The sequence below is a fragment of the Photobacterium sanctipauli genome (assembly GCF_003026495.1).
Classification (GTDB): domain Bacteria; phylum Pseudomonadota; class Gammaproteobacteria; order Enterobacterales; family Vibrionaceae; genus Photobacterium; species Photobacterium sanctipauli.
Map to the genome: position 1 here is coordinate 29,865 of NZ_PYMA01000027.1, position 22,864 is coordinate 52,728.

Consider the following 22,864-nt stretch of genomic DNA (forward strand, 5'->3'; position numbering starts at 1 on the left):
CCGATTGTGACAAAGGGAGGCCCTGCTTCCCTTTTGCCAATAAAAAACGCCGCATAGCGGCGTTTTTTTATAGCTGGCACCTTGCAGGCAATTAAGACAAAGCAACAACTTCGCTAGCCTGTGGACCTTTCTGACCATCTGTCACGATAAATTCAACATTCTGGCCTTCATGCAAGGTACGGCGGCCTTGAGCTTGAATAGCACTGAAGTGAACGAATACATCTTTGCCGTCAGCACCTGAAATGAAGCCAAAGCCTTTTTCATCGTTGAACCATTTAACGGTTCCAGTCAGTTTGTTCATGTTACGATCTTTCCTTTGAATGAGATATTTCCTTGCTGGCCCTGAGCAGGCAAGCAAAATGACGCTGCAAGGGGCATCAAAACATACGAGCTCAGATGCTTATCCAGCATAGTCAGTCTAGATCGATTGTATGACAGTTGGTAGTTTTTTGTCCGATAATTGTGGCAACTTCACAGAAAAATCAAAGTGATAAACTTGATATTAGCTATCAAGGCAATCAGCCGGAAAACACCGGCTGAGATTGCCCCTTGGCAGTGCTGGCAACCTTAACCGTCGAAGCAAATCTCGATAAAGGCTTTGCCGTACTCGGAGTCAAAAGGCATGATAATGATTGCGCCATCGCACTTGTGGGTAATGGTGTGGCCACGCCCGGAAACAACAGCCGGGGTTGCCATTTCAAACTCATAGCCTTTGTCAGACAGGATACGCTTGGCACCGCCTGTGACCATATTGGTGATCTCACCAACCATGTCAGTGACTTCCTCATTTACGCCATGTGGGCGCTCACCCAACATACGCTGCATGATTTCCAAGGCTAACCCTTCGTCAAACGTAATAGACATTGAGCCTTTTGTTTGCGGACCAATCATGCCGATCAAACCAGAAACATCACCGCGGGCGACTTCATCTTTTTTCAATCGAGGTTTTTGTGGAGCAAGCTCCATGGACGCCATTGTTTTGAGAACATTCAAAAGTGACGCTAAGAAGGGGTTTACGAATTCTGCTCGCATAATTTATAACGACTGCTTTAAATTAAATAATTCACTTACTTTTGCATTGCTGGCAAATGCCATGGCTTTCAACAACATGGTTCGACACTTCAAATCCATGTTGTTCCGCTTTTTGGCGTAGCAACTTCGCCAATCCATCATCGTGGCATTCTTCTACCGTGCCGCACTCATCACAAATAAGCAGCTGAGAGCAATGATCCGCATGTCCGAGAACACAACAAGCAATGTAGCTGTTGGTTGATTCGACCTTATGCACAAAACCCTGAGCGAGGAGAAAATCGAGGGCACGGTAAACCGTCGGCGGTTTCGCTTGTGGTTCGGTTTCCCGAAGTAGATCCAGGAGTTCGTAGGCACTGATCGAACTATGGTGAGTGATGATCAGTTCAAGGACTTTCAGCCTTTGAGGTGTCAGCCTTACTCCCCTTTCTTCGCATAGCTGTTGTGCTTTTTCCAGCAGCTGCGTTTGATTAGACATATGACCTCAAAAAACAAGCGATAAGTACAGCATTCTAGCATATTCACGGCTAAACGTACCTTAGTTATAGGTTTTCTAGCGCGATTAACGGGAAAAAGCGGGTGCTAGATCACGTCAAATAATAGCTCCTAGTCTCATCACTATTGTACAGCGAATAGGTGTAATTCATGCTTTTTGTTGTTCGTGGTTGATTGTGAGTAATGGCTTAAGGCTATAAGTTATTGATTATTAAGGGTTGAAAAGGCGTGTACAGCTTTTGGGATGTTTTTGCCTATTAACTAAAAAAGCTGAACGCATGGTTTTTTTGTTTTTAAAATCAAAGCGTTAAATTCGATTAGCCTGTCATGTTGTTTTTACTCGGTATGGCGTGTACAGGTTTTTTGTGTTTTTTAACCATATTGCTATTGGCATGTATGAATAGAAGGATCGTGCGGTCGCTAATTAGTTGATTTATAAATGGTACTAATACGGTGTACAGACTATTTAGCCTATTGGTGTAAAAAAGGTATTTTAGCTGTACATGACAGAGTTTCACCTACTTAATATTATGATTTTAAATGGTTTATTTGTATTAAATTATCTGCCTATGATGTTCTTTTTACTTGTATAAGTACGCCTTTAACGATTAGTTGTGAAAGCAAAAATCACATAGTGATCTTTTTACTGTAAATTTGGGATCGTGTGAGTTATAGGGTAGAATCCGCTCTCTTTTCTGTTTGAGCTATATTTCGCCCTAGATGCGGAAAAGCAGGGCAGTATGAACACTTGGTATCACAATGGATGCCAAGCGATGCAGGTAAAGCGGGTCAACAACGAGGTTTCAGATGACAGATAGCGTGATGGTAACGAATGAACAAGCAGCACAAGTTGCAGCGAAAGTTGAGCACCCTGCGTGCCGGTTTTCTGTTGCGCCAATGCTCGATTGGACCGATCGCCACTGTCGCTACTTCCATCGCCTATTGAGTGAGAACACTCAGTTGTACACTGAAATGGTGACAACCGGCGCGATTATCCATGGTAAAGCCGATTACCTTGCCTACAACGAAGAAGAGCATCCGTTGGTACTACAACTTGGCGGCTCGAACCCTGCTGATCTGGCGCATTGTGCCAAATTGGCGCAAGAGCGAGGCTATGATGAAGTGAACCTAAATGTGGGCTGCCCATCTGACCGCGTAAAAAATGGCCGCTTTGGTGCTTGCTTGATGGGTGAGGCTGACTTGGTCGCCCAGTGTGTGTCGGCAATGCGCGAAGTGGTCGATATTCCTGTTACCGTGAAAACCCGAATTGGTATTGATGATCAGGACTCTTACGAGTTTCTAACCGATTTCATTTCGACAGTCAGTGAAAAAAGCGGCTGCCAGGACTTTACTATCCATGCACGTAAAGCTTGGCTAAGTGGCTTGAGCCCGAAAGAAAACCGTGAAATCCCACCGTTGGATTACCCGCGTGTTTACCAGTTAAAGCGTGACTTCCCGCACCTGACAATGGCAGTGAACGGCGGTGTGAAAACCATGGAAGAAATCGAAGCGCACCTGGTGCACCTTGACGGTGTGATGGTAGGGCGCGAGGCATACCAGAATCCATACTTATTGGCTGAAATCGACCAGCGTCTATTTGGCTCTGATAAGCCGGTTAAAAAGCGCCGTGAGATTGTGGAAGCCATGTATCCATATATCGAGCGCCAGTTGGCAAATGGCTCGTACCTTGGCCATATTTCTCGCCATATGCTGGGTTTATTCCAGAATATGCCGGGTGCCCGCCAATGGCGTCGACATATCAGTGAGAATGCCCATAAGCCGGGCGCTGGTATTGAGGTGTTAGAGCAAGCAATGGCGAAAATCCCTGCTCATTTAGATGTTTAACATCACCAAATATTAGTCATCTTAGCCATTAGGTTTGGCTAAAAAGACCATGCTTATAGTAAGGAGGCACATGTGATTACATCATGTGCCTTTTTTAATGCCTGATTTTTAACAGCTTTTAGTATTTTCTCTAGGTTGGCCTATTTCGTGCACTCTCTATGGGTAGTCATAAAGGTTCTATATTGGGTTGAGAGAGGGACATAAGATGGTTGAACTACTATTTTTGATCGCCTTTGCGATTGTGTTGTTTTTTTCCGGTATCAGTATGATTGGTATGGTGCTGGCCGTGGCGGCAGGGTTTGTGGTGATGGCTATCGCCGGTATGATTGGGGTGATGTTTAAGATGTTACCTTGGTTAATATTGATTGCGGTGGTGATTTGGTTCTACCGCGAACGCAATGCGGAAAAGCGTCATCGTGAGAAATATTTTCGTTAAATCAAGGTTATTTATATAGTCGTTTCCTGAATAGGAAGGGATATAAATTTTTACATTGAAAATACTTGCATCATGTCCTAAGAGCAGTTTTTTTGAACAGCATCTGGTATAGTCTTCGCCGTTTGAACATACTAATAATGAGCGGAGACTCGAAATGAAAAAATTAGCGCTTTCTGCGGTTGCTGCAGCTGTCGCTCTGTCAGCAGCACTACCTGCTCAGGCAGCAACGCTTTTAGGGGTAAAAGCCGGTGCTGATGCATGGTTTACTGATGCGAAAATTGATAACGGTGCAATCGCTTCTGATAGCAACACATCAGGCTCATACTACATTGCACTTGAGCACTTCATCCCACTGATCCCAAATGTGCGTCTACGCTACACTGATGTGGATAACGGCAACGTATCTTTCGGCCAGACTGATTACACCGCGTACTACGAAATCCTGGATAACGACGCAGTTGCGTTCGATATCGGTGTGAACATGACTAAGTTCAACTCAGGTAAGTTTGCTGGTGAGTCATTCAGCGAGTGGCAGCCGAGCCTATACGGTAACGTGGAAGTGGGTATCCCTATGACCTTCCTATCTGTATTTGGTGACCTAAACTACGGCAAATACGACAGCACAACCACTATCGATGGCCAGCTAGGTATGAAGTGGTCCATCCCATTGGTGGCAGCGGATCTAAACCTACGCGGTGGCTACCGTGTGATGGATTACGACTTTGATTTCGTGAAGAGCAGCGCAGGTGAATTCAAAACTGACGGCTGGTTCTTGGGTGTTGAAATCGACATCTAATCAAGCAAATAGCTAAATCTCTATTCCAAAGCCACGACTTATCGTGGCTTTTTTGTTGCCTGTTTCTCGATTTTTGTACCATTTTTAAAGGGGTAAGACGATCGGGAAGTGGCTTATGACATTAACTGAATTGCAGAACCTTTACTCATCCAGTGATATCGTAGAAGCCGTGATTGAGCCTTCGATACAGGCGAATGGATGGATAGTAGAGTTTCGCCACCGTCGGGGAGGATTTGTTCCTTTGACCGACGGAGCCGGTAGTGAGAAGTGCTACCACGACATCGATACAGCAACGGAGCGTGCGTTTGAGGTGGGCTTCCACCAAGTCAGAATCGCAGATACCTTCTAACCTCCATTCTCGGAGCGACCTTTCTAAACTGGAGTCACTGGCTCCAGTTTTTTATTTCGATTCATACAAATCGTTATAAAACATTCTTATCTATTCTTTCTTGTTATTTCATTCAGTAGCTAATCTAACCCGTACGCAATGTATAGGGATCGTCGTGTCATGTTACTAAAGGAAACCTCAGCTTTGGCAAGCCCGCTCAATGATCAACAACTCGATCAGTTACAGCAGGCTTCTGCCGAGCTTTCGCCACAGCAGATGGCGTGGATCAGTGGATATTTTTGGGGGCTAAGCCAAAACCAGGCGCCAGCCCAGTCTGTGCCAGCCCAGCAGCCTGTTGCTGCGGCCATTGCCGCTCGTCCGGCAGGTAAGCTGGTTATTATTTATGCCTCGCAAACGGGGAATGCCAAGGGTGTTGCCCAAGCGCTGAAAGAAGAAGCCGATGCCGCGGGTATTGCGGCTGAGCTGTTTGCCGCGAGCGATTATAAAGGTAAGAACCTTGCCAAGGAGACCCACGCGATTATCGTGGCGTCAACCCATGGCGAGGGCGAGGCACCGGATGATGCCATTGAACTGCATGAATTCTTGCAGTCGAAGAAGGCGCCGAAATTACCCAACCTCCAATATGCCGTTATTGGCTTGGGTGATTCGAGCTATGAGTTTTTCTGCCAAACGGCCAAGGATTTTGATGCCTACCTGGGTAAGTTGGGCGCGAAGCCGATGCTTGACCGTTTGGACTGTGATGTTGACTACGATGCACCGGCCGCTGAGTGGCGCGCCAAAGCCTTGGATAAAGTCGCGGAAACCATCGGCGGTGACGAAGCAGAGGTTGTTCAGCTACCGGTAGGCCAAAGTGCTGCGTCGGTTTCGTACACTAAGCAGAAGCCTTACGAGGCCAGTTTGTTGCTAAGCCAGAAAATTACCGGACGAAGCTCCGGTAAGGATGTTCGCCATGTTGAAATTGACTTGGAAGGCTCCGGGATCACTTACCAGCCTGGCGATGCATTGGGGGTATGGTACGACAATGATCCTGCGCTGGCGAAAGCTGTAGCAGCCAAGGTTGGCTTAACGGGCGAAGAGCCGGTTGAAGTTGATGGTTCGGCCACTTCGCTGTTAAACGCTTTGGTTAACAGCTATGAAATTACGGCTGCTAACCCGCAGTTGGTGACGCGCTTTGCCGAGTTATCGGGCAGTAAGAAGCTTGAAAAGCTGGTGGCAGATAAAGACAAGTTGCGGGAATACGCGGCCAATACCCAAGTGGTTGATGTGCTTGGTGAGAAGAAAACGACGCTAAGCGCTGAGCAGCTTAGCGGCTTACTGCGTCGCCTTACTCCTCGCTTGTACTCGATTGCATCAAGCCAAGAAGAAGTGGGCGAAGAAGTGCACCTTACTGTCGGCTTGGTGGAGTACGACAAGGGCCAAGAAACCCGACAGGGTGGTGCTTCGAGCTACTTGGCGCAGCGACTTGAGGAAGGTGGCAATGTGAAAGTGTTTGTCGAAGAGAACAAACATTTCAAGCTACCGGAAGACGACAATACGCCGGTGATCATGATTGGTCCTGGGACGGGGATCGCCCCATTCCGCGCGTTTGTCCAAGAGCGTGAGAATCGCGATGCCGAAGGCAAGAACTGGTTATTCTTTGGTGATCGTACGTTTACCGAGGACTTCTTGTACCAGGTTGAATGGCAGAAATACCTGAAGTCTGGTGTTTTGAGCCAGTTGGATGTGGCTTTCAGCCGTGATCAAGCAGAGAAAGTGTATGTCCAACACCGCCTGTTAGAACATGCTGCCGGTGTGTGGCAGTGGCTGCAAGATGGTGCCCACCTATACGTGTGTGGTGATGCGAACCGTATGGCGAAAGATGTCCATGATGCATTGGTTACTATCGCCGAGCAGCAAGGGCAATACAGCCGGGAGCAGGCTGAGCAATACTTCAATGAGCTTCGTAAGAGCAAGCGTTATCAAAAGGATGTGTACTAATGAGCGAGCAAAAATTATCAGATAACGAACGCCTGAAGCGCGAAAGTAATTTCTTACGCGGCACGATTGTGGAAGATCTGGGCGATCGGATCACCGGTGGCTTCACAGCTGATAACTTTCAGCTTATTCGCTTCCATGGCATGTACCAGCAAGATGATCGCGATATTCGTGCCGAGCGCGCCAAGCAAAAACTTGAGCCCTTGCACAATGTGATGTTGCGTGCCCGTATGCCGGGTGGGGTGATCACGCCAAAGCAATGGTTGGCTATCGACAAGTTTGCCGAGGAGCATACCCTGTACGGGAGCATTCGTTTGACGACCCGTCAGACATTTCAGTTCCACGGGGTGCTAAAACCCAATATTAAGCTGATGCACCAAACGCTTAACAGCATTGGTATCGATTCAATTGCCACTGCAGGTGATGTGAACCGAAACGTATTGTGTACCACCAACCCGGTTGAATCAGAGTTGCACCAAGAAGCCTACGAGTGGGCAAAGAAGATCAGTGAGCACTTGTTACCGAAAACCCGTGCTTACGCCGAGATCTGGCTAGACGGCGAAAAGCTTGAGACAACGGACGAAGAGCCTATTTTAGGTAGCAATTACTTGCCGCGTAAGTTCAAGACCACGGTTGTGATCCCACCGCAGAATGATGTGGATGTGCATGCCAACGACCTGAACTTTGTCGCCATTGCCGAGAAGGGCAAATTGGTTGGCTTTAACGTATTGGTGGGCGGCGGCTTGGCGATGACCCATGGTGATAAGTCTACTTATCCACGCCGTGCCGACGACTTTGGTTTTATCCCGCTGGCCAAGACGTTGGACGTAGCCGCTGCGGTGGTGACAACTCAGCGAGATTGGGGTAACCGCTCCAACCGTAAGAATGCCAAAACTAAATATACCCTGGATCGTGTCGGTGCTGATGTCTTTAAGGCCGAGGTAGAAAAGCGTGCCGGCATTGCCTTTGAGGAAAGCCGCCCGTATGAGTTTACCGATCGTGGTGATCGCCTGGGCTGGGTTGAGGGTATTGATGGCAAGCATCACTTGGCATTGTTTGTCGAAAACGGTCGCCTGCTCGACTACCCGGGCAAGCCTTTGAAAACTGGGATGGCGGAAATTGCGAAAATCCATAAAGGGGATTTCCGTATGACGGCAAACCAAAACATCATCATTGCGGGCGTGGCGGCAAAGGATAAAAGCAAGATCGAAAAGATCGCCCGTGATCACGGCCTGATCGACGATGGCGTATCTGAGCAGCGCAAAAACTCCATGGCTTGTGTGGCGTTGCCTACTTGTCCGCTGGCGATGGCTGAAGCTGAACGCTTCTTGCCGGAATTCGTGACTGATGTGGAGCAACTGCTGGAGAAGCATGGGCTACCGGAAGATGACAATATTATCCTTCGGGTAACGGGCTGCCCTAATGGCTGCGGCCGGGCAATGTTGGCAGAGATTGGCTTGGTTGGTAAGGCGCCTGGTCGCTATAACCTGCACTTGGGTGGTAACCGTAATGGTACCCGCGTGCCTAAAATGTACCGCGAGAACATTACTGTTGCAGACATCTTGGCTGAAATTGACAGTTTGGTTGGTCGCTGGGCAAATGAGCGAGAGCAGGACGAAGGCTTTGGCGACTTTACGGTACGGGCTGGCATTATTGAACCAGTACTCGTCTCCAAGAGGGACTTCTATGCCTAAGACAGACTTTTCGGCTTTGCTGGGCAAGAGCAAGGTGGAACAAATTTTGGCGATGGCGCCAATCAATGCTGAGCTCGAACAGATGTCAGCGCCTGAGCGTGTGCGTTGGGCGTTGGAAAACTTGCCGGGGCAAGCTGCACTCGCGTCGAGTTTTGGTATTCAGTCAGCGGTGATGTTGCATTTGGTTACCCGGGAGCAAGCCGATATTCCGGTGATCCTCACTGATACCGGCTACCTGTTTGGGGAAACCTACCAATTTGTTGATCAGTTGACTGAGCGGTTGTCCCTCAACTTGCATGTTTATCGTGCTGAGCTAAGCCCCGAATGGCAAGAAGCAAGGTATGGCAAGTTATGGGAGCAAGGGCTGGAGGGGATCAAGCAGTATAATCGACTGAATAAAGTGGAACCGATGCGTCGCGCGTTGGATGAGCTAGCGGTCGGCACATGGTTCTCGGGTTTGCGCCGCGAGCAGGCACAAAGCCGGGCAACACTCCCTGTGCTCGCTATCCAAAACGGCCTGTTTAAGTTTCTACCGCTTATTGATTGGAGCAACGAGCAGGTCGATGGCTACTTGGCTGAGCATGACTTGCCGTATCATCCGCTCAAGGACCAAGGTTACCTCTCGGTTGGCGATACCCATACCACCAAGAAGTGGGAGCCGGGTATGAAGGAAGAAGAGACGCGTTTCTTTGGTTTAAAGCGTGAGTGTGGGCTGCACGAAAGTGACGTAGAGTCGGACGGCTCTGGGATCTAGTGCTGGTTTAACCGCCTTACAGTAAACGCCTTACCCTGTGGTAAGGCGTTTTTCGTTAATACAATGAATTTGCTGTAATAAACGAGTAATTTCACACAATAATGACAGAGCGTAAGGTGACTCAGGGTATTGTTCGCCAGCGATCAAGTCGTTGTTTCCTTGCTTAAAGTCGCCCTTAGTTGCCTGGGGTATTAGCTTTTGGCTGGATTCCAGATATTGCCAAGGCTTTCCATTAAGCCGGCACTGGCTCCTTGATCACCAAGAAACTGCATGACAACCGGAATAAACTGGCTCACCATGCTTGGATCCATCCCCAGTGCACTGAATACTTGGTTGATCGTATCCATGTTGCCCAGTAAGGCACCCATACCGGGAGGAAGGCTATCGGCAAGGGCGTCAGCCCCTGGGATGATTTTGGCGAGCTCCGAGGCTTGATCGCCACCGAGTTGGCTAGAGGCAATAGACAGCAATGCCCCCGCACCGCCGGTTGCTTGTTCTGGGGTAATACCCAGTTGGCTGCTAAGTAACGAGGTCAGTGGGTTCGCTGCCTCTGCGGTTTGTGCTGCTTCTTCATCACCTCCTCCGAATAAGTCAGACAGGCTGAAAGCGCTGCTAGATATTGGGGCGGTGAGTGTACCGATAACCGTTGCGGCCAACAAGATACGTTGATACCAATGCGCAGGATGTGCCATTCCATTCCTCCTTGAAAGCGTTTAAGAAATTGGAGCGAGTTCTAGGTTAAGTCTAGTTAGGAATGGGCTAAGTGGGCAAAATAATGATAGGCAAGATAAAAAAGTAAAAGTGCTGCCGGTTGGATGGGGCGGTGGAGCCTAAAATAAAAAACGGCGCCGAAGCACCGTTTTTTCAAGTAACCGCGATATGATTACAGGATGTCTAGTAGTTCTACTTCGAATACTAGTGCAGCATATGGAGGGATAGCAGCACCTGCGCCGCGCTCGCCGTATGCAAGGTTTTGTGGGATGTATAGTTTCCACTTAGAGCCAACAGGCATCATCTGTAGCGCTTCAACCCAACCCGCGATAACGCCAGTTACTGGGAACTCAGCAGGCTGGCCGCGAGATACAGAGCTGTCGAACACAGTACCGTCGGTTAGCTCACCGTGGTAGTGAACGCGAACTTGCTTGTCTGAAGTTGGGATTTCACCAGTACCTTCAACAAGTACTTCGTACTGTAGACCAGATTCAGTTACTGTTACTTCTGAACGTAGTGCGTTATCTTTTAGGAACGCTTCGCCGTCTGCAGCCGCTGCTTTAGCTTGCTCTTGACGAGCAGCTTCTGCGCGAGTGTGAAGATCACGAAGAGCGTTGTTGATGTCGTCAACTTCGATTTCTGGCATGTCGCCAGTTAGAGAAGTCGCGATACCTTTTGCGATAGCGGCAACGTTTAGGCCTTCAAGACCACTTTGTGCTAGCTGTTGGCCCATTTGTAGACCGATACCGTAGCTTGCTTTAGTTTCAACTGTATCTAGTTTAACGTCAGACATGGTGTCATCTCTTAATTAGAGTAAATAAAGCAAGCAGGATAACAGTTTCCTCCCCTTGGGGTAAACTTTTGTGGCAAGATGTTGTTTATAGCGTGAGATGGAAAACGCTGGAGTGTGTTTATGGGACAGGCCAAACGCCGTTCGAAGAAAAAAGAATTTACCTTTCCCCGTATCGCCTTAGATAAGGCTGCACTGAAGCAAGCCGGGGCGACATTACGAGCAAAGTTTGCACCGCTGGAGTCGAAGTGGCAGCAACTGCCGAAACTACACCGTCGGGCACTGGCCGTTTTGGTGCCTGTGGTGGTGGTATTGGCATTACTGCCTTCAAGTCCGCCATTGCCTAATAGCAATAGCGGGGAAACGGTACGCCGTGAACTCGTGCTTAATTTAGATAATAAGCAGCAACCCGAACCGGTGGCAGTCGGAGAGCGACCAGAGCCGCCATCGCCAAAGCGCCCTACGGCGCAACCCGTGCGGGAGGCCAAGCCTGAGCCAGCACAACAAGTGCAGTCAAAACCTTTGAGCTGGGAGCAGGTGGAAGTGAAGAAGGGGCAAACCCTTGCGAATATCTTTCGTGAGCATGCACTGCCGCTTGCCGACTTGTACGCAGTCGCGGCGATAGAAGGTGATGATAAGCCGTTAAGCCGGGTGAAGGCGGGTCAGCTATTGCGCTACAAGCAAACGGCCAAGGGGGATCTTGACGCCCTGCAGATTGAAGGGCGCAGTGGTGATCCCATTATGTTTTTCCGTCGCTCGGATGGCAGTTTTGCCAGAAGCCAGTAACCTTCACTGCTGATTTAAGCAATACAAAAAGCCACATCATGTGGCTTTTTTTAGGCGCCGAGGTTCTTGGTTGAAATGGCTTTTTCGATACGCATATCGATATGGGGAATGCCGTCCTCAAGGTATTCGTCAGAACAGGCGGTAAAGCCATATTTCTGATAGTAATGCTGCAAGTGGGACTGGGCACCAATCTCAATGCTGTGGCTTGGCCATAGTCGTTCAGCTTCAATAAGGCCTTGGGCGAGTAGCTGGTGGCCAAGGCCATCGCCACGAGCAGAAGCGGCAGTTACAACCCGGCCGATACTGACATCCTCATAGGTTAGCCCGGGTGGCAATAATCTCAGGTAGGCGACCAGCTCGCCATCACGAATACCTAGCAAGTGATAAGTGCCATTATTGCAATCATGGTTGTCGAGGTCGGGGTAGGCGCACTCTTGCTCGACGACAAAAACATCCGAACGTAGCTTAAGTAATTGGTAGAGTTGTTGGGTATCGAGCTGCTCGAAGCTCAGGCATTGCCATTGCATGTGTTTTCCTTGTATAGCGTTTTTTATCCATCATAAGCCGCTGTTAGCTGCCTTTCATTAACAAAAGGCAATAGGTACTGCTTAATTCTCGTCATTTTGTTGCTGGCAGCGTTTCTTTATTCGGCTCAAGCTGGTGGAAGTGATCCCCAAGTAGGAGGCGATCTGGTAGTCACTCAGTCTCTCGGTTAGATCGGGAAAATTACTGGTAAAGAGCAAGTAGCGTTCTTCCGGACTGTGGATAAGCATGAAACGCTCTTTGTGTTCTTTGAACTGTAATTGGCGCTCTAGCAGGGTGCGGTATAAGACAGAGTGCTGTTGGCGCCATTCCTTAAGCAAGGCAATGGGTAAGGCTATCAGCCGGCTGGCGTTAAGTGTTTCCAGTAAGAACGGTGAAGGCATATTGCCAAGCAGGCTTTCGAAACCAATCAGGACATCCTGATCCCAATAGAACTCCTTGCTAAATTGCTTTCCCTCGGGGGTAAGGTAGCAGGCATGGCAAATACCGTCATGGAGGAAGTAGCAATAGGTGGGCTCTTCACCTTGGTTGAGTAGTATATGGCGAGTAGGAAGCTCGAGGGGCTCGCCTTGGTTAGTGGCTTGCTCTATCTCGTGGTCGGTGGCGCCGTGCTGGCGCAAGAAGGCGGTCAGGGCTGATTTCATCGTTTGGCCATGAAAATGGAATGTTGGTATCAGCATAACAAAAAAATACCGCAGCGAATGCTGCGGTATTGTTGAATGTAAAAGTAATGAGGAGGTTACTTCTGAAGATCGATGCGGTAGATACCAAAGCCCATCTTATCAGTAGCCACTTTCTCCATTGGGTATTGTGCCTTCTCCTTGATGAACTTCGTCGCTTTCTCGCTAGGCGATGTTTCAAAAGTGATGTTCAGTTCCTTATCACTCTTCAGAGGCGCAAATTTCCAGTTGTTATCTGCACTTGGTACTACTTGGCCTTCTTCTTTACTTACGCGGCTAATGTAGTTGGCAACCACGGTGCGGTTCTCATCCGGAGCAGCAAATGCGATGAAGTCCTCGCCCGTGCCAGCGAACTTACCACTGTATGCACGGTAGTTGTTGGTCGCAATGATGAACGGCTGGTCTGGGTCAACAGGCTTGCCGTTGAACGTTAGGTTTTGGATACGCTCTGCTTTGTCGTTAATCAGTTTACAGTCACCATCGAAGCGAGCTGGCTGAGAAACATCAATGCTGTAGTTAACACCATCAATCACGTCGAAGTTGTAAGTACGGAAGCCATCCCAGTTGATCAGGCCTTGCTGTTCGGTGCTATTTAGGTCGATCTGGTTAAACTGACCGGCAGAACACTCAAGCCAGTTCTTCACATCTTTACCTGTCACTTTAAGTGCGACTAGCGTATTCGGGTATAGGTAAAGGTCTGCAGCGTTACGGAAGGTCAGCTGACCAGATTCAACTTCGGTAAAGTTCGTTGGATCGTTACCACGGCCGCCGGCTTTAAATGGCGCAGCAGCAGATAGGACTGGAATACCGTCTAGATCTGGGTCGCCCTGGATGAAGCGTTCAACATAGTCTTGCTGAGCAAGGCTAACGATCTGTACTGTTGGGTCATCTTGCACTAGCGCAAGGAAGCTGTACATCACATCGCTAGCTTTACCGATTGGCTGGTTAACAAACTCGCGGGTGCCTTTGTGGTCAGCTTCAACGGCTTTCACCATTTTTTCATCAGCATCAACAAGTGGCTTGTTGTTCGCCATATCGAAAATTGGGCGTGCTTCAGTCTGGGCGCCAGTTACTTTCCAGCTCTCACCGTCTTGTTTTAGAACAAGATCCATCACACCAACGTGGTCACCCCAACGGCCTGGCATGACGGCAGGGATACCGTTGATAGTCCCTTTTTCGATGTCGGTATTTGGTAAGTTAGCAAAGCCTTCGCTTGGGAATACCGCATGCGAGTGGCCAAAGGCAATTGCATCAATACCTTCAACTTCTGTTAGGTAGTAAGACGAGTTCTCAGCCATTGCCTTGTATGGGTCAGATGAAACACCCGAGTGAGGGATCGCAACGATGATGTCTGCACCTTCAGCTTTCATCTGTGGTACATACTTCTCAGCTGACTCTTTGATGTCTTTCGCGACAACTTTACCTTCTAGGTGCTTCTTATCCCACACCATGATTTGTGGCGGAACAAAGCCGATATAGCCGACTTTCACTTCGTGCTCGGCACCGTCGGTGTCTTTGAAGGTGTGGGTCTTGATGATGTAAGGCTGGAACAGCGGTTCGCCCGTTTTCGCGTCATAAACGTTTGAGCTGATGTAAGGGAAGTCAGCACCGGCTACCGCGCGGTCAAGGAACTCTAGGCCGTAGTTGAATTCGTGGTTACCAATGTTACCCACTTCATAGTCAAGCTGGTTCATGGCTTTGTAAACCGGGTGGATCTCACCAACTTCCAGGCCTTTTGCGGCCATGTAGTCGCCCATTGGGCTACCTTGAAGCAGGTCACCGTTATCAACCAGAATGCTATTGGTGACTTCTGACTGTGCTTGCTTTACTAGCGTTGCAGTACGTACCAAGCCAGTTTTCATAGTTGGCTTGTCTTTGTAGTAGTCGTAGTCCATGACATTAGTATGAATATCAGTGGTTTCTACGATACGTAGCTTGATGGTTTCTGCAGTAGCTGGGCCTGCGATGGCTAGCATGCCGCCCAAAATCGCTAGCGACAATGGTTTGGCTGATAACTTCATGATTTTCTCCACGATGATAGATACAGGAAAGCGTGCATAAAGTAACAAAAATGGGGCGATTGTTACGTACATTATTGGCACGAATGTGCTTGGTCTCTCGTTTTTTCTTCAAAAAAGCAGCGCTCTTGTGCGCTCTGACTTTTTTCTCGGCAATCTTCGTTGCTCATAAAGGTAGACGAAAAAGGCATAAGATAAGTGAAATTGGCCTAACAAGGAGGGAATACAGCCTTTTCTGCTGCCAAAATGGGGCCACTGACACCGGTTTTAGGTGTTTTTTTCAGGTGATGTCAAATTGTTACTAATCTGGCGTTGGTGGTTAAACTTTTTGGTATAAAAAATGAAATTTAAGAATTTCAGGTAATATTTGGCCACAACTATAGTGCATCTATCACGGAATTGTAGGTGCATTGATTAATGGAATATTTACCAATATTTGCGGACTTGAAGCGACGCCCATGCTTGGTGGTGGGCGGTGGCGATATCGCTTGGCGAAAAGCAAAAATGTTGCTGAGTGCAGGGGCCGACGTCAGGGTTATTGCCGATGAGCTATCGCCGGACTTTCAATATGCGATAGAGACAAAGCAAGTTGCATATATTGGCGGTGAATTTTCACCTGAGCATTTGAATGGCATCTTTTTGGCGATTGCCGCGACAGGGCGCAAAGCTATCAATGCGTTGGTGTATCAATCGGCCAACCAACGCCAGGTGTTAGTCAATGTTGTCGATGATACCCAGCGCTGCAGTTTCATCATTCCTTCTATTATTGACCGCTCGCCAATCATGGTGGCGGTGTCATCTTCTGGTAGAGCACCGGTTTTAGCCCGTTTGGTGCGCGAACAGCTTGAAGCGCTATTGCCTCAACACTTGGGACGTATGGCCGAGATTGCGGGTGGTTTTCGCTCGCGCCTTGCCACGAAAGTGCGTTCGTTTTCTGCTCGCCGGCGTTTCTGGGAGCAGGCCTTTTCAGGCCGCTTTGCTTCTCTTGTTGCAACCGGGCAAGAGGCGCAGGCACAACAGGAGTTGGAGCAACTATCTAGTGGTATCGAAACGGCAGGTGAAGTTGCGTTGATTGGCGCAGGGCCGGGAGACGCGGGGTTGCTTACTCTGCGCGCCTTGCAATTAATGCAACAAGCCGATGTCGTTCTATATGACTACTTGGTGTCTGATGAGGTTATGGTGTTGGTTCGCCGTGATGCTGAATTGGTGTGTGTCGGTAAAAAAGCCGGTTTCCACAGTGTGCCTCAGGAAAAAACTAACCAGCTGATTGTGCAATATGCCGCCCAAGGCAAGCGTGTTGTCCGCTTAAAAGGAGGCGATCCCTTTGTCTTTGGCCGAGGGGGCGAAGAGCTGGAAGTGCTTTTTGATGCTGGCATTCCTTTTCAAGTGGTACCGGGTGTCACCGCGGCGGCCGGTGCCACCGCTTATGCCGGTATTCCGCTGACCCACCGTGACTATGCGCAAACCGCCATGTTTGTCACTGGCCACCTTAAATCCGATGGCAGCGCGCTTGACTGGTCGACTCTCGCGAGAGGGAACCAAACCCTTGTCATCTATATGGGGCTGATGAACTCAGCGGATATCCAGCAGCAGCTAATTGCTCATGGGCGAGATGAAACTACCCCAGTCGCTATCATCGAGCGCGGTACTCAACAAACGCAAAAAATTCTTAAAGGCCAGCTAAGTGGGCTGGCGGAACTCGCTAAACAGGCCGCTTCACCTTCCCTCATTGTTGTGGGTGAAGTTGTCACACTTTCAGAAAAACTACATTGGTTCGGTAAGCAGGAGCAGCATTTACACAACGGCAGTGTTGAACCGTCTGTAGTAAAGCTGGCTTAGTATGGAGAGAGTAATGGACCCGAAACGACTAACCCACCTCAAGCAGCTGGAAGCGGAAAGTATTCATATTATCCGTGAAGTGGCAGCAGAGTTTGATAATCCCGTCATGATGTATTCAATTGGCAAAGACTCTTCTGTGATGCTGCATCTTGCACGTAAGGCATTCTATCCGGGGAAAATACCTTTCCCGCTGTTGCATGTGGACACGGATTGGAAATTCCGCGAGATGATTGAATTCCGTGACCGGACGGCGCAAAAGTATGGCTTTGACCTCTTAGTGCATAAAAACCCGGAAGGGTTAGCGATGGGAGTAAGCCCGTTTACCCATGGCTCGTCAAAGCATACCGATATTATGAAAACCCAAGGGTTGAAGCAGGCCTTGAATAAGTATGGCTTTGATGCCGCTTTTGGTGGGGCGAGGCGTGACGAGGAAAAATCCCGAGCCAAGGAGCGCGTTTATTCCTTCCGCGATCAAAACCATACCTGGGACCCGAAAAACCAGCGCCCAGAGTTATGGAAGACCTACAACGGCCAGATTAATAAAGGGGAGAGTATTCGTGTCTTCCCATTATCAAACTGGACGGAGCTGGACATATGGCAATACATCTACCTTGAAGGTATCGAGATCGTTCCTCTTTATTTATCGGCAGTACGCCCTGTCGTCGAGCGTGATGGCATGCTGATCATGGTCGACGATGACCGAATGAAGCTAAAACCTGGCGAGCAGATCGAACAGAAAAGTGTGCGTTTCCGTACCCTAGGCTGCTATCCACTGACGGGGGCTATTGAGTCTGAGGCGGATACCCTAACTGGGATCATCGAAGAGATGCTTGTCGCGACTTCGAGTGAACGCCAAGGGCGGGCGATAGACCACGACCAATCTGGCTCGATGGAGCTGAAAAAACGTCAGGGATACTTCTAAGGAGAGAATAATGAACAGCTCTATTGAACAACAAGTCGCTGAGTTAGGTATCGAAGCATACCTTGACCAGCACCAGAACAAGTCACTGCTCCGCTTCCTTACTTGCGGGTCGGTAGATGATGGGAAAAGCACCCTGATTGGCCGCTTGCTGCATGATTCTCAACAAATATATGAAGATCAACTTGCAGCTATCCATGCCGATAGCCAAAAAGTCGGTACGACAGGAGACAAGCCCGATCTAGCTTTGCTTGTTGATGGCCTGCAGGCTGAGCGTGAGCAGGGAATTACCATTGATGTTGCCTATCGCTACTTTTCGACCAAGCAGCGTAAATTTATTATTGCCGATACGCCAGGGCACGAGCAGTACACCCGAAATATGGCAACCGGGGCCTCGACTTGTGATGTTGCTGTCATCTTGATTGATGCCCGTAAAGGCGTGCTTGATCAAACTCGTCGTCACTCGTTCATTGCTAACCTGCTGGGGATCCGTCACTTCATTGTGGCGATCAATAAAATGGACCTCGTTGGCTTTGAGCAATCTCGCTTTGAGTCTATCCGTGATGAGTACCTTGCCTTTGCTGAAAAGCTTAACCCGTCACTCGATATTAAATTGGTGCCCCTTTCTGCCTTAGAAGGCGATAACGTGGTTGACCTGAGTGAACAAACACCTTGGTATAACGGTGAATCACTGTTGTCTTTGTTGGAGTCGGTCGATATTGCTAGCCGCAATGGGACTGTGGGCTTCCGTTTGCCGGTTCAGTATGTCAACCGCCCGAATCTTGACTTCAGAGGGTTTGCAGGCACGGTTGCTGCCGGTGAAATTAGCGTTGGCGATAGCATAACAGCGTTGCCTTCAGGTAAGAGCTCGACTGTCGAGCGTATTGTGACTTTTGATGGCGACTTGCCTACCGCATTTTCGGGACAGGCGGTCACCGTGACTCTTGCCGATGAGATAGATGTCAGCCGTGGTGACACGCTTGTTTCAAGCGGGGAGGTTGTGCCGCTAAGTAACCAATTGCTTGCGGATATAGTATGGATGGCAGAAGCGCCACTGGAGGTCGGCCGCCAATACGATATAAAAGTGGCAGGGAAGAAGACGGTGGGTAGTGTTCAGGCGATACGCTATCAAGTCGACATCAATAACCTCGATACTTTTGATACAGGATCCTTACCGCTCAATGGTATTGGGTTGTGTGAAGTAGCGTTGACAGAGAATATCGCTGTCGATGCCTACCAAGATAGCCCTGATACCGGAGGTTTCATTGTTATCGATAGGCTAACGAATGTAACAGTTGGTGCCGGTATGATCCGTGAAGCCCTGAGTGCCGAGCAATCGCAGCCTAATCCTTCAGTTTCAGCGTTTGAAATTGAGCTTAATGCCCTTATCCGCAAGCACTTCCCGCATTGGGATGCGAAGGATATTAGCAATCTGCTAGGGTAATCATGATGGGATGGGAACAAGGAATGGTGCTCGCCATGCTGGTGGCGATAGTAACCTGCCTTCTTACAACAAAAATCAAGCCAGCATATTTATTTGCTGGTGCGGCGTTTGTGGGATTTCAGGCTGGAATGATTGATTTGCCGACACTGGCGGGCAACTTCACGAATTCCTCACTACTGACATTGGTGCTACTGATCCTTGTTTCTATCGCCTTAGAAAAAACACGGCTGATAAGCTGGGTAGGGGCGCAGATATCTCGCGGTGGACAATCGACCGTGGTGGCTAAGTTGGGGCTTTCAACTGCGTTTTTGTCTTCATTCACAAATAACACTGCGGTTGTGGTTTCGCTGATAGGGGCCATCAAGCGTAACCAAAAACATGCACCATCACGGTTGCTGATCCCATTATCCTATGCCGCGATTTTAGGCGGAACACTGACCCTTATTGGTACTTCGACCAATCTGATCATCAATAGCTTTGTGGAGGATGCCGGGTTGCCCAGCCTGGGGTTCTTTGCCCCGACAACAATAGGGCTAGCGGTATTGGTCGTGGGTTTGCTGATTTTGATCCCGTTAAGCTATTTATTGCCTGTATATGATGACCATAGCCAGGATGAATTGCCTTACTTTTTGGAAGCGAAAGTAGAAAATGGGTCAGCGTTGGTGGGAAAAAGCGTTGCTGCGAATGGTTTAAGGGCGTTACGCAGATTGTTTTTGGCTGAGATCATCAGGGACGGCAAAACCATAGCACCAGTGTGTCCCGATACACAATTGATGGCCGGGGATAGATTGCTGTTCTGCGGTGATATTGAAAGTGTCACCACGCTTCAGGAAATAAAAGGATTAACATTGTTTGGTCAGCATCATCTCAACGGCCAATCTATGTTGGAAGTGATAGTAAGCCAATCAGCCGGTATTCGGGGTAGCACATTAAAAGATGTGAAATTTAGAGAACGCTTCGATGCCGTCGTCGTGGCCATACGTCGAGGCCATGAAAGGTTGGCGGGTGGGCTTGGCAATATAGAGCTCCACGCTGGTGATACCTTGGTTATTGTGCCAGGAAAAGAGTTCCAAAGTAAAAAGCAGCAACTGAATCGTGAATTTGTTTTGGTGAATGGCCTTGATTCGAGTGCAAAGCTAGATGGGCGCAAGAGCATCACAGTGTTGCTTGGTTTCTTGGCGGTTATTGCCTCAGCGTTATTGGAGGTTCTTCCAATAATAAATGGTTTGGCTGCCTATCTGATGCTGCTTATTTTTACGGGCATAATCTCTTTTGCTGAACTGAGGCGCCGCTTCCCAATAGATATAGTGGTGATTGTTGGCTCTGCATTGAGTCTGGCCCAATTGATGTTATCAAGCGGGCTGTCGGAAAGAATGGGGAGCATGCTGATGTCCACGTTTAATGGTTTTGGCATATACGGTGCATTGATTGCGGTTTATCTATTAACCTTGGTGTTAACTGAACTCGTCACCAACAATGCAGCTGCGGCTCTGTCATTTCCGATAGCTTATAGCTTAGCGATTAGCTACGGGGTAGATCCGATGCCATTCATTATGGCTATCCTGTTTGGCGCAAGTGCCAGTTTTATTTCTCCTTATGGTTATCAGACAAACTTACTCGTCTATAGCGTTGGAAACTATCAGCTGAAAGACTACCTTCGGGTTGGGCTGCCTATTTCTTTGGTCTATTCGATTGTCGTTTTAACCTTGATCCCACAGCTATTCCCTTTTTAATAATTGATACAAATGGAGTTGATGATGAGCTCGGTAGTGCAGTCTCATGATAATGAAAATATTGTTTGGCATACTCATCAGGTAGATAAAGCCTATAGGTCCACTCAAAAAAAGCAGCGGCCTTGTGTGCTGTGGTTTACTGGGCTAAGTGGCGCAGGGAAGTCAACCGTCGCTGGTGCCTTAGAGTCCCGACTTGCGGAATTGGGATATCATACATACTTGCTGGATGGTGATAATGTTCGCCATGGCTTGTGCAAAGATCTTGGATTTTCCGCAGAAGACCGACGAGAGAATATCCGCCGGATTGGCGAGGTTGCTAGGCTAATGGCCGATGCGGGGTTAATTGTGTTAAGTGCATTTATCTCACCTCATCGTCAAGAAAGGCAGTTGGTTCGTGACTTGTTGCCTACTGGAGAGTTCTTTGAAGTGTTTGTCGATACGCCTCTCGATGTTTGTGAGCAACGCGATCCCAAAGGGCTATATAAGAAAGCGCGAGCAGGGGAGCTCAGGCAGTTCACTGGTATTGATTCAGAGTATGAAAAGCCCTTACAGCCAGAAATACACCTTTCTGCTGGTGAGCATGATATCGAATCGCTGGTCTCAATATGTATTGAGGCATTGAGAAAACAACAAGTCATTTAACCAATAGCAAGGAAAGGGGATGGATAAGTTATTAGAGTCGCTTCATAGCATAGCGCTGCAAGCTGGCGAGGTGATCATGGAGCATTACCATGATCATGTCGCCGTTATGGAGAAAGCAGATAAAAGTCCGGTGACGGCAGCTGATTTAGCGGCCAACGAAGTTATTGTTCAGCATTTGCGCCAACTGACGCCAGAGATCCCTATTCTATCGGAAGAGTCTGCCGTTATTAGTTGGGAGCAAAGAAAGAGTTGGGAAAGGTTTTGGCTGGTGGACCCACTTGATGGAACAAAAGAATTCCTCCGTAAAAATGGAGAGTTCACCGTTAACATTGCTTTGATTGATAATGGGAAGCCTGTCCTTGCGGTTGTTTATGCGCCGGCCCTGAGTAAAGCTTGGTTGGGGAATGGTGAGCAGGCATGGCTGGTGAGTGAAGCTGGCAAAGAAAAAATACGTGTACGTTCTGCTGAGATCCCAACGGTTGTTGGAAGCCGCTCACACCCAAGCCCTGCGTTAGCTGATTTTCTCACACAAATTGGCCCTCATAAGCTAGCTGAGGTTGGGTCATCATTGAAGTTTTGCTTGGTTGCTGAAGGACGAGCGCAGTACTACCCAAGACTTGGGCCTACGATGATGTGGGATACAGCAGCAGGACAATGCATAGCCGAAAGTGCAGGGGCGAAGGTGACGAATATTGCTGGAGAGGTGTTGAGTTATCATCGGGAAGAGCTACTGAACCCGTTTTTTACTGTTTCACTCTAATCTAATTTACCTTTTCTGTTAAATTTCTCAGCACCATCGCTATTATTAGCTAAGCTTACAATTACGGCTGAAATATGGGTGGTGCTGATTATCCATTAATGTTGACTGTTTTCTGTTGTTTTTATCGTTTTTATGCTTGTTTTGTCTGCAGTCGATAAAAAAGTACAAAGAAAATAGTTGCCTCCTGTTAAACCTTCCCTATAATGCCGCCTCACCAACAGGGACGCGCTTCTTAGTAAGCTATTTACAAGTTGTGGATAACTTGTTGGTGGTTTGTCTGGTGAATTTTATTTGATGTTTCCTGCTTGACAGTGAGGGTTAAATAATTAGAATTGCCGGCCTTGCTTGCGAAATCGTTTTTAGGTCTTTAAAAAACACCTTTTACTTTTGTAAGCCTTGTCAGTAAAGAGTTTTGAAAATATTTTTTGAAATTTGTTATTGACATGAGATTTTGGCGGTGTAAGATACGCAGCCTCGACCGACACGAAGTGTTGAGTCAGTGTTCTTTAACAATTTGACCATGCAATCTGTGTGGGCACTCGTGAAATGATAGTCAAAAGATTTATCAATGAAACTGAGTGACCAAATCGAATCGCAAGATTCGGCACAGTCAATTCATTCATTACT

At 48.3% G+C, this 22,864-nt stretch carries 22 protein-coding genes; 14 read left to right on the forward strand and 8 right to left on the reverse strand.

Annotation, left to right across the window (positions count from 1 at the left end):
* Positions 1-91: 91 nt before the first annotated feature.
* The 3 genes from C9I98_RS25100 to zur all read right to left on the reverse strand — a co-directional run bounded on the left by C9I98_RS25100 (position 92) and on the right by zur (position 1,507).
* Positions 92-301, reverse strand: coding sequence for a cold-shock protein (locus C9I98_RS25100; RefSeq protein ID WP_036822839.1), 210 nt, complete (start codon positions 299-301; stop codon positions 92-94).
* 266 nt (positions 302-567) lie between these two features.
* Positions 568-1,032: a chemotaxis protein CheX gene (locus C9I98_RS25105; RefSeq protein WP_036822840.1), complete on the reverse strand. Its 465-nt coding sequence runs from the start codon at positions 1,030-1,032 to the stop codon at positions 568-570.
* A 31-nt stretch (positions 1,033-1,063) separates the two neighbouring features.
* Positions 1,064-1,507 (reverse strand): zinc uptake transcriptional repressor Zur, encoded by a 444-nt coding sequence (gene zur, locus C9I98_RS25110; protein WP_036822842.1) that lies wholly within the window; start codon positions 1,505-1,507, stop codon positions 1,064-1,066.
* 839 nt (positions 1,508-2,346) lie between these two features.
* Here zur and dusA point away from each other — a divergent pair.
* The 7 genes from dusA to C9I98_RS25145 all read left to right on the forward strand — a co-directional run bounded on the left by dusA (position 2,347) and on the right by C9I98_RS25145 (position 9,372).
* The gene (gene dusA, locus C9I98_RS25115) at positions 2,347-3,369 is read left to right on the forward strand and encodes a tRNA dihydrouridine(20/20a) synthase DusA (RefSeq protein ID WP_107272628.1); all 1,023 of its coding nucleotides are present in this window, start codon (positions 2,347-2,349) and stop codon (positions 3,367-3,369) included.
* Between the two features lie 205 nt (positions 3,370-3,574).
* Positions 3,575-3,805, forward strand: a complete 231-nt coding sequence (gene pspG / locus C9I98_RS25120; protein WP_036826936.1) for an envelope stress response protein PspG — start codon at positions 3,575-3,577, stop codon at positions 3,803-3,805.
* Positions 3,806-3,959: 154 nt separating this feature from the next.
* Positions 3,960-4,601 (forward strand): TIGR04219 family outer membrane beta-barrel protein, encoded by a 642-nt coding sequence (locus C9I98_RS25125; RefSeq protein WP_107272624.1) that lies wholly within the window; start codon positions 3,960-3,962, stop codon positions 4,599-4,601.
* Between the two features lie 115 nt (positions 4,602-4,716).
* Positions 4,717-4,950 (forward strand): hypothetical protein, encoded by a 234-nt coding sequence (locus C9I98_RS25130; RefSeq protein ID WP_036815949.1) that lies wholly within the window; start codon positions 4,717-4,719, stop codon positions 4,948-4,950.
* Positions 4,951-5,109: 159 nt separating this feature from the next.
* Positions 5,110-6,927 carry an assimilatory sulfite reductase (NADPH) flavoprotein subunit gene (locus C9I98_RS25135; RefSeq protein WP_036815947.1) on the forward strand — a complete coding sequence of 606 codons (1,818 nt, stop codon included), beginning with the start codon at positions 5,110-5,112 and terminating at the stop codon, positions 6,925-6,927.
* Entirely contained in the window at positions 6,927-8,618 is a 1,692-nt protein-coding gene (cysI, locus tag C9I98_RS25140) for an assimilatory sulfite reductase (NADPH) hemoprotein subunit (protein ID WP_036815945.1), read from the forward strand. Before C9I98_RS25135 ends, cysI begins: the two co-directional genes overlap by 1 nt.
* Positions 8,611-9,372, forward strand: a complete 762-nt coding sequence (locus tag C9I98_RS25145) for a phosphoadenylyl-sulfate reductase (protein ID WP_036815942.1) — start codon at positions 8,611-8,613, stop codon at positions 9,370-9,372. The genes cysI and C9I98_RS25145 overlap by 8 nt, the downstream gene beginning before the upstream one ends.
* Before the next feature lie 191 nt (positions 9,373-9,563).
* Here C9I98_RS25145 and C9I98_RS25150 read toward each other — a convergent pair whose 3' ends face one another.
* Together C9I98_RS25150 and bamJ are read right to left on the reverse strand one after the other, a co-directional pair.
* On the reverse strand, positions 9,564-10,064 hold the full coding sequence (locus tag C9I98_RS25150) for a DUF2780 domain-containing protein (RefSeq protein WP_036815940.1): 501 nt from the start codon (positions 10,062-10,064) through the stop codon (positions 9,564-9,566).
* Between the two features lie 191 nt (positions 10,065-10,255).
* Entirely contained in the window at positions 10,256-10,876 is a 621-nt protein-coding gene (bamJ, locus tag C9I98_RS25155; protein ID WP_036815938.1) for a BamJ family beta-barrel-assembly machinery protein, read from the reverse strand.
* 120 nt (positions 10,877-10,996) lie between these two features.
* Here bamJ and C9I98_RS25160 point away from each other — a divergent pair, with 120 nt between their 5' ends.
* On the forward strand, positions 10,997-11,659 hold the full coding sequence (locus C9I98_RS25160; protein WP_036815937.1) for a LysM-like peptidoglycan-binding domain-containing protein: 663 nt from the start codon (positions 10,997-10,999) through the stop codon (positions 11,657-11,659).
* A gap of 50 nt (positions 11,660-11,709) precedes the next feature.
* On the opposite strand, the gene C9I98_RS25165 is transcribed toward C9I98_RS25160, so the two are convergent.
* The 3 genes from C9I98_RS25165 to C9I98_RS25175 all read right to left on the reverse strand — a co-directional run bounded on the left by C9I98_RS25165 (position 11,710) and on the right by C9I98_RS25175 (position 14,903).
* Positions 11,710-12,186 (reverse strand): GNAT family N-acetyltransferase, encoded by a 477-nt coding sequence (locus tag C9I98_RS25165; RefSeq protein ID WP_036815936.1) that lies wholly within the window; start codon positions 12,184-12,186, stop codon positions 11,710-11,712.
* Positions 12,187-12,267: 81 nt separating this feature from the next.
* On the reverse strand, positions 12,268-12,846 hold the full coding sequence (locus C9I98_RS25170; protein WP_036815935.1) for a Crp/Fnr family transcriptional regulator: 579 nt from the start codon (positions 12,844-12,846) through the stop codon (positions 12,268-12,270).
* A gap of 95 nt (positions 12,847-12,941) precedes the next feature.
* Positions 12,942-14,903: a bifunctional 2',3'-cyclic-nucleotide 2'-phosphodiesterase/3'-nucleotidase gene (locus C9I98_RS25175; RefSeq protein WP_036815952.1), complete on the reverse strand. Its 1,962-nt coding sequence runs from the start codon at positions 14,901-14,903 to the stop codon at positions 12,942-12,944.
* A 414-nt stretch (positions 14,904-15,317) separates the two neighbouring features.
* Here C9I98_RS25175 and cysG point away from each other — a divergent pair, with 414 nt between their 5' ends.
* Genes cysG through cysQ form a run of 6 tightly spaced genes read left to right on the forward strand, consistent with a single transcriptional unit; the run spans position 15,318 to position 22,237 of the window.
* Positions 15,318-16,739 carry a siroheme synthase CysG gene (gene cysG / locus C9I98_RS25180; RefSeq protein WP_036815934.1) on the forward strand — a complete coding sequence of 474 codons (1,422 nt, stop codon included), beginning with the start codon at positions 15,318-15,320 and terminating at the stop codon, positions 16,737-16,739.
* A 13-nt stretch (positions 16,740-16,752) separates the two neighbouring features.
* Positions 16,753-17,661, forward strand: coding sequence for a sulfate adenylyltransferase subunit CysD (gene cysD, locus C9I98_RS25185; protein WP_107272625.1), 909 nt, complete (start codon positions 16,753-16,755; stop codon positions 17,659-17,661).
* Between the two features lie 10 nt (positions 17,662-17,671).
* Positions 17,672-19,102 (forward strand): sulfate adenylyltransferase subunit CysN, encoded by a 1,431-nt coding sequence (gene cysN / locus C9I98_RS25190; protein WP_107272626.1) that lies wholly within the window; start codon positions 17,672-17,674, stop codon positions 19,100-19,102.
* A gap of 5 nt (positions 19,103-19,107) precedes the next feature.
* Positions 19,108-20,835, forward strand: coding sequence for an SLC13 family permease (locus C9I98_RS25195; protein ID WP_107272629.1), 1,728 nt, complete (start codon positions 19,108-19,110; stop codon positions 20,833-20,835).
* A gap of 21 nt (positions 20,836-20,856) precedes the next feature.
* Positions 20,857-21,477 carry an adenylyl-sulfate kinase gene (gene cysC / locus C9I98_RS25200; RefSeq protein ID WP_420848097.1) on the forward strand — a complete coding sequence of 207 codons (621 nt, stop codon included), beginning with the start codon at positions 20,857-20,859 and terminating at the stop codon, positions 21,475-21,477.
* A 19-nt stretch (positions 21,478-21,496) separates the two neighbouring features.
* Positions 21,497-22,237: a 3'(2'),5'-bisphosphate nucleotidase CysQ gene (gene cysQ, locus C9I98_RS25205; RefSeq protein ID WP_036823799.1), complete on the forward strand. Its 741-nt coding sequence runs from the start codon at positions 21,497-21,499 to the stop codon at positions 22,235-22,237.
* Positions 22,238-22,864 lie beyond the last annotated feature (627 nt).